This window comes from Candidatus Nanosyncoccus nanoralicus (genome assembly GCF_004138405.1).
Taxonomy (GTDB): Bacteria; Patescibacteriota; Saccharimonadia; order Saccharimonadales; family Saccharimonadaceae; genus Nanosyncoccus; species Nanosyncoccus nanoralicus.
On sequence record NZ_PRLL01000010.1, the window covers coordinates 1 to 11,707 of the forward strand.

Consider the following 11,707-nt stretch of genomic DNA (forward strand, 5'->3'; position numbering starts at 1 on the left):
GTGGCAATGGTACTACCTTTGCCACCAGTAAGATAATCATTCTGCGCGAAGATACTGGAAGACTGCGAAGATAGGGAATTCGTAACGAAACTAGGGGAAGCGTAGATGGTCTTAACTTTCATGAACCAAAACATACCACCCATATTATTAACTCGACTAGTATCAAAACTTGAAATATCAAGCACCCCATTTGGATGCGTAACAAATGTGCGAGAGAACATAGACTGCATATTGGTAACATTGCGCGTATCGAAAGAACTGAGATTTAGACTCTGAAGATTAGTAAGACCAGCAAACATAGCCTGCATGTTAGTAACTTTACTTGTATTAAAACTAGAGAGATCAAGGTCAGTAATAGGCGGGTTGTTGGGTGAAGTCATAAGGAACATATACGACATATTTTTAACATTGCTAGTATTAAACCCTGACAAATTAATGGTTTGCAGCGACTCCATATCCTTAAACATACTACCCATATCTATTACCTTACTAGTGTCAAAATGAGATAAGTCAAGGCTTGTTAGAGATTTTGCCCCATGAAACATAGCCGCCATTGTAGTAACGTTACTAGTATTAAAGTTTGAAATATTTAGACTATTTAAAGAAGACATATCTGAAAATAGACCGTTCATTGATTTAACCTCGCTAGTATTCCAGCTAGACAAATCTAGGCTAGTAATGCGACTACTATTCTGAAAAACTCCAGTCATCCAGTTTAAGCGTGGGGTTTGAAAATGAGAGACATCAAGCGTTGTAACATTTTTCAGATTAGCGAACATTATAAAAATATTTTCGACGTTTCTCATGTCAAAATTAGAAACGTCAAGTGTGGGAACATAGGAACCGTGGAACATTGCAATCATTTCTGTTACATTACTTGTATTAAGCTTTGACAAGTCTATTGGATCAATCGCTATTGGATTTGGAACCGTACCCATTACGCTAAACATAAAGTTCATTTTATTTGCATTTTTCGTATTAATGTCTCCGAGGTTAAGGTGTTTAATTAAATAACCATTGGAAGAAAACATATAACTCATATCCTGCACGTTACGCATATCTATACCAGAAATGTCCAAGAGCTGCATATGACTACCAACGCTATTAAGGTCCTTAAACATTTCAGAGGAATCATTGTCTGCAAAAACATAGTCAGCTTCTGACCACCAAAGCATGGTTTTTGATACTGAATCATACCATGCATAGACAGGTTTTGAGCTAGTTGGAGTCGAAACAATTGTTGCTGTAGCTAAATTAGCTGGAGGAGTAGAGGAACGACGAAAGACCTCCATATTAGCATTAGTATTTAAAGCTTTGATTTTTGCATTAAATGCCCTACCATTAAGCAAGTTCGCCGTAGTTGGGGCATAGTTTGTGACTGCGGAGATGATAATATCTTTCGAATATGTACCCGGAGTGAGATTGGGACTCGCCTTCACACCAATCTTGAATGAGTGGGTCCTAATGGCATTGATTGGTCGATTCTTCAAGACAGCAGGAGAACTACTTTTTGGGATAGGTTGATAGGTTGGACAGGTATCAATGCAATAGCCCCAAGTAGCCTGCGGGAATAAGGAGTCTTGTGTAGGAGAACTAATTGACGTAATTCTTTGAGTGTTGGACGGATCAGTCGGGATCAAATCGGTATTTTCATCAACGCTTGAAATCGAAGAAGTTGCACCGGCAGGATTTGTTGTATTTACGTCCACAGCAATATGTTGAGTTTTAAAGTTAGAAGCTTGAGCTTCGGTCCCAGTAAAAGATAATGGTTGAGAGAGAACTTGGATCTGCAAGGTGGAAGGATCACCAACGGTTACCATTGTCGGTGCTGCAAAAGTGGACTTTTCGGAAGAGGTATAAATAATTGCACCAAAGATAAGGGTGGTTATAATGAGCCCGGTCATCGGGATTAGATAAAGAAAACGAGTACTCTTTAAGGTTAGACTGTTGTTCAAAAATAATTTTTGACGGACGCTTTCAAATATTTGTTTGATTTTTCTCATTTATTTTTAGACCTTATTTACGATCTTATTTTAACATAAGCGGAACCGTAATGCCACTTATTGCGGCCAAGAATATCGAAAACTTTTTTTCAAGAGAATACCTATTACGGTGCAGTAGTAAAGAAACCAGGACTACCGATCTCGTCGATCTTAAAGTAGTTAAGGTTTGAAGCATTTGCAATACTATAAGTTGTGCCATGGCCACCAATAAGGTTAACTGCGTCATGGAAGAGATCGGTCGAATCTACCACGTTTGCCGTATTAAGACTGGCTGGAGCATAAACTTTTTTAACCTTTGAATCATCAAACATGTAAGATAAATCCGTAACATTACTGGTATCAAAACTTGAAATATCAATTTCTTCATTGTATGTCCCCGAGAACATACTACGCATACTGGTGACCTTACGGGTATCGAAACTTGTAAGATTGAGCGGCTCAGGCAGGTCTGTGACGGTACTAAACGGATCCACAGCAAACATCTCTGACATATCTTCCGCATTTGAGGTATCAAATTCATTTAAGATAATTTCTTTAATTGGCCAACGACCGGCGTAGAACATTCTGGTCATCATTTTGACTCTACTGGTATTGATTCCCCTTGTATCTATCACCTTCAGCGGATTGGCATATTTATTAATGCGACCGAACATGTAGGCTGAATTCTGGTCAGCATAAACAATATCCGCATCGCTCCACCAATAGACAGTCTTATCGGAGTTATCATACCAGGCGTAAACTGGGACCATAGAACTACTAGTCGAAATCTTCATGGCAGTTGCAAGATTTGCCGGAGGTGTGGCTGAAGGCTTAAAATTCTCAGTGTCATGGTTAGGGTTTAAATTATAGACAATATTACTAAATTGAAAGCCATTCTGAAGGGTGGCAGTAGTCGGAACAGGGTTGGCAATAGTAGTGAGAACTATCTGTTTTTCAAATGTACCCTCAATAAGATCTGGCGAGGATTTGACCCCAAAATCGATATGGTATGAGGTATTGACTGCGGTAGTTTCATTATACAAGAGGTCTGGATTGCTGCGTTTGGGAATGGGATTAAAGTTCCCTGTGACGCTAGTCTTTGATTTACGATAACCCCAAGTTTTTGGAGCAAAGCTAGTCTCTGGTAAAGAAATGGAAATTGACTCAAATTTTTGATGAATGTCGGTATCGGAATGATTTAAATGAGTGTCTTCGTCAATGCTAGAAATATAGGACATAGCTCCGGTGGCGTTGGTGGTATTAATATGGTATTGAATAGTTGAGTTTTTAAAGGCAGCGGTACGAAATTCTTGCGCAGAAAAATCAAGACTAACCGTGGAATGAGAAACAGAGGTAGACAGAACAGTGCCGCTTCCTGAGATTAATGGAGCGGCAAAAACAATAGTCCGATCAAGGAAAAATTGGCAAAGGCTTGCAATAATTAAGCCGATGACAATAATAACCGGACCTTGACCACTAAAAAATGGGGGTTTTCGCAGTCCTTTTATCAAGTAAAACTCCTATTTACTCTATTTGTTCTATTTACTCTATTTTTTTGCTTATAGCCAATAAGCAATTTAATTTTACCATAATAACTATGAAAAGAATATGGAAACCGTGATGGAAAAAATAACCAGGAGTAGATTCTGGTTATAATTATGGCTTTCTTGTAAAGTAGCCTGGGGTACCTGGTTCGTCGATACGAGCATAGGTTTTGTTGGTTGGGTTGCTGGCGGAAAAAGCAGTGCCATTGCCACCAATAAGATTATTATTTTCAGAGAACAAGTCTTGACTGTCATCTATGTCAAGGGCAAATGAATTAGAGGCAAAAATTGTACGAGAGCGAGCATTGCTGAACATATTGTAGGCGGAAGATACCTGCGCAGTATCAAAGCTTGACAGATCCAGTACACTATTGTCTGCCATACCTTCCTCAAACATTGAAGACATATCCGTCACTTGTGAGGTATTAAATGAGCTGAGATTGAGATGTGAAAGTTGTGGGGTATTTTGGAACATTGCGCCCATACTTACAACTTGGCTTGTATTAAAATGAGAGAGGTCAATGGTGGTCATACTAGTAAGACCATTAAACATAGAATACATCTGTGTAACATTAGAAGTGTCGAAGTTTGGCATTATTAGATTCGTTAGTGATGACATCTCCATAAACATAGAAGACATGTCTGTTGCTTGAGGTGTATGGAAACTGGTGAGATCAAGAGTAGTCATATTATTAACACCACTAAACATACTTGTGAAATTTTCGACATGAGTCGTGTCAAAACCTGATAGATCAAGATGGGTAAGATTTTTTGAGTCCTGGAACATTGCGGTCATGTCAATTACGGAAGAGGTATTAAGGGGACTTAAATCTATGGTTGACATCCCCATAATTCCATTGAACATATATGACATATCGGTAACACTGGAAGTATCAAGGCCTGACATATTAAGATTATGGAGACTCGTCATACCACTAAACATTCCAGCCATATTCTCTACTGCATGTGTATCAAAAGTGGTAAGATCCAAATCCGTAATTGCGGCAGAAGAAGCAAACATATACGACATATTAGTTACTGAGGACGTGTTGAGGCTAGAGAGGTCTAGACTAGTTATGCTGCCAAGATCTGAGAACATACTTGACATACTTTCTACCCTCGAGGTATCTAGACTTGAAAGGTTTTGAATATTTGTAAGACCATGCATACTTGCAAACATACTTGACATGTCTGTAACATTTGACGTATTCAGTGGAGCAACGTCTAACACAGAGAGGTTGTCCATACTAGAGAACATACCAGCCATATTCGTAGCTTTTCTTGTATCAATGCCGTTTAGGTTCAGTGAAGATATTTTTGAACCATTAAACATATAAGAAAAGTCTGTTACGTTTCGAGTATTAATTTTCGTAAAATCTATAGGGAAATTAGATGGGTTAGTGGGTTCTACGTCGCGGAACATTTTACTGACTGTTTCAGCGCTCTCGGTATTAAAATTACCCCATTCTATGGATTTAATCTTATTCTTTGCAAATAAGTTTGAGAGATCCTTTGCCTTGGAAAAATCAAGCCCTGTGAGATCAATAGTAACATTACCAGAACCTGCGTTTTTCATTATGTCATTGAACATACCTTTTGCATCTTCATTAACATAGATGATGTCTTTTTCGCTGTAAAAATAGATGGTATGAGTATCGGTATCGGTCCAGATAATAGTCTCATATGGATCCGTGGAAGTCCCCATGTCTGTATGTGGAAAACACTTATTGATATAGTGACCACAGAAACCTGGATAGGGGATGGAATATCCACGCTTAATTGTAATGTCGTGGCCAGCATTCTGATCGGCTAGCCACTGCAAGCGAGTTATTGTGTTCCAACCATTATCCATATAGCTAACGGTCTTTATTGTGTTGGTAATTGCAGTAAAAACAATCTCCTTCTGGTAGGTGCCTTCATAGAGATCAGGGGCAACCTTTACACCAAAATTAACCGAGGCAGGAGTAGCAGCAGTTGCTGGAAGCTGCGATTCGGCGATTTTATCTGGGTTACTGGCTTTTGGAATAGGTTTAAAGTTAGTGTTATCAAGCGAGTATCCCCATGTTCTTGCGGTAAAAGCAGTCTCGTTCAGGCTGGTTGAAATTGAATTGATATGATCATAGGTACCATTATTTAGTGAAGTATTCTCGTCGTTACTTGATAAATATAAGGTATATCCTTGAGGATTATCCGTAGTGACGACAGGTTGAATAATAGTACTCTTTTTGAAGGCCGAGGATCGCACTTCTGACATCGAGAAATCAATCTCAACAGGGGTAGCTGGTATAGTCAAACTAATAGTTGGGGTTGCATAAACTGGGCTACCAAAAGCCATGGAGGCAAGTACTGGAAGTGCCCACAATAAACCAAAGACCCACCTTGAGCCCCGGGCTAGCATTTCTGGCCACACTCGAAGGCCAGACTGTTTTAGTCCTTTATTTAATTTCACTTTATTTAACTCCACTACATATAAATGTATTGTATTGATTATAGCATAAGGATTTTATAAATAGCTAGTGTTTAAATGAGTTTTTTGAGGACGTCTTTTTTACTACACCGATTTTTATTACACCAATGGAAGTGGGTTTATTTTTTCTTTTTCTCAATGACTTCTGCTTCTTGGACGTCGTCGGTAAGATATTTCTTGGCAGATTTCATTTTTGACGAAAATTCATTAACATGGCTTTTTAGGATAACAATATTAATTAGGTCAGAGACACCATAGACAATAAGCATAATGCCAAGCAGCATGACGGCTATGGCCGTTGAGGTGATAGGCTGAAAGATAATAATAAAGCCGGAAACTACGGAAATAATATTCATAAGGATAGAGGCAGTGAAGGCGGAATTTGAGATTTCTTTAAGAGCTAATGTCATACGTAATTTTGTTAGGCTTGAGATTACGACATAGAAACCGATAGCAATTGGAATAATACTGAGGATCCCAGGGTTAATAAGGATTATGAGACCGAGAAGTAAATTAAAGGAACCAAGCACAGTACCGGAAATGATGCCGCCACGTTTTTTACCAGTGAGATCCGCAGTAATCATACTAAGTCCGGCAGAGACTAAAGCAATAATAAAAATCCATCTGGTGATTTCGAGGCTCAAGGTCGGAAAAAGAGCTAGAAAAATTCCGATTGCAATCATCAGAATCGTAGTGTTGATTGCAGCATTTAGGAAGTTATTGATTTTGTTTGTGAAGTCTCTCATATTTCCCTTTTGTTTAATTATTAGTATTGTAACATAATGACAAAACAAAAAACATCCCAAAAGGATGCTTATGGTGGACGATAGAGGACTCGAACCTCTGACCTCGTCTACGTCAAAGACGCGCTCTAGCCAACTGAGCTAATCGTCCAACGTCTTTATTTTACCAGATAATATAAAAAAGCTCAATGTTTTTCAAGAAAAAATATAGACCCTTTTTGGATCTATATTTTTAGATTATATTAAGACTTAGCGTCTTTGGCTTTTGCGATTACGTTTTAAGATCATAATCGCGAAGAAAGTAGCGACAAAGAAGATTGCGAGTGAGGTTGAGATAAAATCTGCACTTGTGAAGTTTGTGCCAGCGAAGACTGAGCCACCAGTTTCAGGAACGGAAGGAGTCTTCTTCGATGTATACTGAACCCAATATTTAGTATTTCTATCTAGAATATTACCGCCATTATCATAAGCTGTGGTAACAATCTGATATTTTCCGTCCTTGAGGTTTAAGCCATCAAGTGGAACCGTCCATGGCGTTATACCGCCGTGACCACCCGTTGTATCTGGGGTTGGGATGGTAATTGGGTTTGGTAAGACTGGATTACCGTTTTCGTCATAGATCTGCACAGTAATATGATCGACGCGTGGACCATGTTCAATATTTACTTTTGGATTATTGGTCGATGGATCGGTACCATTATCAGTGATCTTGACTGCACGGTAAGAGAAATTAATAACGTCTTCGGTGGAAGGAAGTCCATTTACAGTAGTAATAATCTTATAATCTCCATAGCGTCCACCAGTAATCGCAGTAATATCCAACTCAGATTCGGATGTACCGTTTGTTGGGTTACCGTGAGGATCTGCGACGTTTTCTACTGGAACATTATAAGTTGTAGTAATACCATTTTCATCAGTATAGATAATCTTGGTTTCAAGTGTTCTAGCTGACGTGTAGTCTTTCTTGATTGTTATTTTATCTGTAGCAAAGGTATCACCATCTGATGGGAAACGAATAACCACAGACTCGCCCGAAGGTAGCACTGTTAATCTGACCGTAACATTACTTGAAGAAGTAGTGGCGGCAAATGTAGGTGTTGATGGAAGAAGCGCTAAGCCAGCTAGAGCTAAGGTAGCAACGCTAAGAACTCCAATTATTCCTTTTCTTTTCATTTTCACACTCGCTTTGTTTTATTATTTTTATTTTGAACGCTTTTGCGGATAACCGCTTGCCTTAGTCTCAGTATTCATCCTCGCGACTAGATGATAAGCTTTGACTTTTGGGCCTGTCGCTTTCTGAATAGGATTATAAACCAGGCAATTGTGATTGTCAATAGCATAAGCAGAATTACGATCATGAAGACAGGAATAATTAGAACTATCTTTGTAGTACTTCTCGACTGATCCAGAGCATTCAGGGTTGAGGTAATGCGATAGATGCCAAATGCTGGAGTTTCCTCCCAAGTAAGCTCAATATTACGAGTGGTATCTGGTAGGACGTCATAGCCTTTGCTATCCTCATAAACGACGCCGCCAAAGATCTTTTCTACCTTAAACTTAAAGATGGCATTAAAATCGGCGTTTCCTGAGTTTTTGACTGTGCCGTTAGTTTTAATCTTTCCTGACATATAGAAGCTATCCATATTATGATTCAAGATCTCGGCAGACTCTTTTGTTTCACCATTAGTGCGACCAAAGACACGTAAACCCAATCGGGATACGGTGCGGATGCCACCACTATTATCATCTTTAGGGATGGCCTCAACGAAGACAATAGCATACTGACCGCCGCCAGGAATATCTGATGGGACGGTAATTTTATAAGTTACCTCTTTACGCTGACCCGCCTCTACGGAATATGTAGCTTCTTGACTATATTCGCCAGAGTCATTCTTAAAAGTAATCCAACGGCTAACCTGAGTATGCGCGTTTTGGTTTGAGAAACTTGGGCTATACTGTTCATTAACTACGGAGTAGGGATTAGCGTAAACCTTAAAGCTATATCCTTCAGAACCAGTATTGTCTACATTAAAAGTATATTCATTAACCTCGTTTGCGTTAAGAGTAACACGATTTTCAACAGGAGAAATCTGAATTCGCATAGCCGGCTTCTCCTCATCCGCATAAACTGGGGATGAGGAAGTAAGAACACCGAAGGCTGCGAAGCTAAAAAGTAACGGAAGAGCAAGAACGGCTTTTTCAATAAGCTGAAGTCGCCTTAATTTAGAGATGAGACTGATTCTTTCTAACATCATTAATCCTTTTACATTCGATGGGATTTTGTTTTATTTTCACGGTTTCTTGCTACGAGCCAGAAGATAACTGAAATAATGAAGAGAATAATCAATACAATTAGCCAAATTGGACAAACGATGACTAGTTTATGCTCAGTTTTAGTCTCAGAACCGTATTGAATAATTTGCTCAACATTAAAGATACCGATAGCTGGTGAATTTGCCCATAATTCCTTGTGATAACGTTTGGTACCAGGCAAGGTATTCATGCTAGTTGGCTTCTCTTCGTTACTATAGACCTCTTCTTTAGAGAAGAATGGGAAAACCTTCAAGTGGACTTTTAATTCGGCATCCACGTTACCGCAGTTCTCTACACGGGTTTCGCCAAAGATAGGAGGATTGAAGAGGAAGGTTGGCAGTTTATTCTCTAGAATCTTAGTACAATGATTGATTTCGCCATTAACGTGAGAGTAGATAATCATACCAACACGAGAAATAGCCTGAATATTACCCTTATCGCTTTTATCCTTCTCGGTTTCAACCATGATAGCACCATACTGTCCGCCACCTGGAGCGTTAGCTGGGACCTTGATGGTATAGTTGATGGTTACCTCAGTATCAGATTCGAGATGACCAGTCGTTTGGCTGAATGTAAACCAGCTGGCAATCTTCGTGGCATCTTTCTCTCCATCGAAGACTGGGTCATAGTTTTCACTTTTTACTTCATAAGCTGAAGCATAGACCTTAAAATCAAAAGCGCCGGAACCTACGTTCTGAACCTTGAAGCTACCTTCCCTAGTCTCACCTGGTTGCAACCCACCTAATTGTTGAGTCGAAGGAGATACCTGAAGGAAGATTTTTTGTCGCTCAGCTGCAAATGTCTGATTTGAAGAAATTAGCAGCAAAGATATGGAGAAGAATAGTATTGAAAAAATCTCCATAAAAATGTTTTGTCGTTTTGTCATTAACCTCCTTTTTATCTATATATTATTATACACAAGCAGGATTAATTTACAAGAAAAAACCACCCTGGTTTAGAGTGGTTTTTAAAGTCTTTTGCAGTGCTAATTATAGAGCAGTTGCGGTGTAAATGATGACGTCTTGGTATGTACCTTGTGCCTGTGCGGCTGAGGTTGCAACGCCGTAGGTCATATCAATATCTTCTTGAATACCAACATGGGCAGTATTTGGATTGGTTTTTACTGTCTGATCGGTTGCAGAGATAGCGACCTTATTAAGGTCACCACCGGATAAGTTCCATCCAGCTGTACCGGCGGTTAAGTTACCAGCAAGAGCTGGGATGGTTTCGGTAGTATCATTTGAAGTCATAGCAGTGGTTGAGTCTACATCTTTTACGGTAAGTTTGTAACCATTTTTATTGTTGGTAGCTACAGTAAGTTTAGTTTTAAGACCAGTAGTATTGACGTTGTTTGGGTTCATAGTAACTTCAGTAGAAAGGCTGTCGGCTGATAGAGCAATAACTGAAGCAACATTAACCTTAACTGTAATATTCTTAGTATCTGTAGCAGCTGCATAGGTTGCAATTGGCATTGCAGCGACACCTAATGCTGTGGCGATACCGAGAGTAGCTACGATACGATTGATCTTGGACATAATAGTCTCCTTATTTTTTATTTTATAATGACCTTTTATGTGTTAATTATAGCTTAAGCTTAATCAGGGTGTCAATAACGTTTATGGACTATTTAGACGTAAGTAATCCACAGGCTTTCAATATTTAGGCTAAATATCATTTTGTGGAGTCGTAAAAAATAGCCGCATTTAGCGGCTATTTCTATCAGGTTAAACTCAATTATTTGACAGCAGCAGTGTAAACAATTGTATCTTCATATGTACCAGGAAGCTGTGAAGCACCGGTAGAGATGTTGTAGGTAACATTTACGTCAGTATTGATTGGGGCGCTTGATTCTGCAACCTTGAGAGCAGTTTCGTTGCTTTTAACCATAGCGGTATCAGTAGCAAGAAGACCGCCCTTGATGCTCCATTGGCCTTGACCAGCAACAGCACCTTGAGTACCAGCAGCGATAACGTCAGTACCAGCAACAGTACCAGTGTGACCAGTAACGGTCATGTTAGTGTCTGTGTCTTGGTCTTTGACGGTAAGAGTCATACCAGTTGCTTTGTTAGTAGCGTATGAAACAGTGGAAGTTGCGTTCTTAGTCTGGTTTGGAGCAGCGTTACCAGCGTTTGCATCGTTGCTGTCAACAGCGATAGCTACAGCATCACCAACCGTAAGCTGAACCTTAACGTTAGCTGACTTTGGAGTTCCATCTACTAGAGGGATTGGAGCTGCAAATGATGCTAGTGGAAGTGAAGCAATACCAAGACCAGTGATAACACCGAGGGTAGCTACGATTTTAGAATACTTTGACATATTTTTTCCTTTTCTTTTGTGTTTGTTATTTTGTATTGTTTAACCTGATTTTGTATGACCTCAAGTTGTTTTAAGTATATTAAACAAAAGCTTTATGGTCAATAGATTTTTGTAATAATATTTATGTTTTATTGCTAAGTTTTACACAGTCTCATGCATTTAGTTTACGCCCCCCCTGTTAGAGGAGTTTTATATAAATATAGGATTGATTCATGGATATTTTGTGATATAATTCAGGTATGCACCTGTGGTGAAATTGGTATACACGCTACCTTGAGGTGGTAGTGCCTTCGGGTGTGCTAGTTCGAGTCTAGTCAGGTGCACCATATAAAATTAACTCCT

Annotated in this window: 9 protein-coding genes and 2 tRNA genes; 1 reads left to right on the plus strand and 10 read right to left on the minus strand. The window is 39.3% G+C overall.

Annotated elements, in window-relative coordinates; genetic code table 11:
• The 10 genes from G3KMM_RS01770 to G3KMM_RS01815 form a co-directional block, all read right to left on the minus strand.
• A partial coding sequence (locus tag G3KMM_RS01770; protein WP_129604756.1) for a BspA family leucine-rich repeat surface protein occupies positions 1-2,003 on the minus strand: 2,003 nt, incomplete at its 3' end.
• Positions 2,004-2,107: 104 nt separating this feature from the next.
• Positions 2,108-3,493: a BspA family leucine-rich repeat surface protein gene (locus G3KMM_RS01775; protein ID WP_129604758.1), complete on the minus strand. Its 1,386-nt coding sequence runs from the start codon at positions 3,491-3,493 to the stop codon at positions 2,108-2,110.
• Positions 3,494-3,638: 145 nt separating this feature from the next.
• Positions 3,639-5,975: a BspA family leucine-rich repeat surface protein gene (locus G3KMM_RS01780; RefSeq protein ID WP_129604760.1), complete on the minus strand. Its 2,337-nt coding sequence runs from the start codon at positions 5,973-5,975 to the stop codon at positions 3,639-3,641.
• A 137-nt stretch (positions 5,976-6,112) separates the two neighbouring features.
• The gene (locus tag G3KMM_RS01785) at positions 6,113-6,739 is read right to left on the minus strand and encodes an HdeD family acid-resistance protein (RefSeq protein WP_129604764.1); all 627 of its coding nucleotides are present in this window, start codon (positions 6,737-6,739) and stop codon (positions 6,113-6,115) included.
• Positions 6,740-6,810: 71 nt separating this feature from the next.
• Positions 6,811-6,887, minus strand: a tRNA-Val gene (locus G3KMM_RS01790).
• Positions 6,888-6,985: 98 nt separating this feature from the next.
• A complete protein-coding gene (locus tag G3KMM_RS01795; RefSeq protein ID WP_129604766.1) occupies positions 6,986-7,909 on the minus strand; it encodes a hypothetical protein in 924 nt (307 codons plus the stop codon).
• Positions 7,910-7,995: 86 nt separating this feature from the next.
• Complete coding sequence (locus G3KMM_RS01800) at positions 7,996-8,991, minus strand: hypothetical protein (RefSeq protein ID WP_129604768.1); 996 nt, start codon at positions 8,989-8,991, stop codon at positions 7,996-7,998.
• Positions 8,992-8,999: 8 nt separating this feature from the next.
• Positions 9,000-9,935, minus strand: a complete 936-nt coding sequence (locus G3KMM_RS01805; protein ID WP_129604770.1) for a COG1361 family protein — start codon at positions 9,933-9,935, stop codon at positions 9,000-9,002.
• Between the two features lie 103 nt (positions 9,936-10,038).
• Positions 10,039-10,584 (minus strand): hypothetical protein, encoded by a 546-nt coding sequence (locus G3KMM_RS01810; protein ID WP_129604772.1) that lies wholly within the window; start codon positions 10,582-10,584, stop codon positions 10,039-10,041.
• Positions 10,585-10,783: 199 nt separating this feature from the next.
• A complete protein-coding gene (locus tag G3KMM_RS01815) occupies positions 10,784-11,365 on the minus strand; it encodes a hypothetical protein (RefSeq protein WP_129604775.1) in 582 nt (193 codons plus the stop codon).
• Positions 11,366-11,606: 241 nt separating this feature from the next.
• Between G3KMM_RS01815 and G3KMM_RS01820 the strand changes: the two genes are divergently transcribed.
• Positions 11,607-11,691: transfer RNA gene (locus G3KMM_RS01820), tRNA-Leu, on the plus strand.
• The last annotated feature ends 16 nt before the right edge of the window (positions 11,692-11,707 follow it).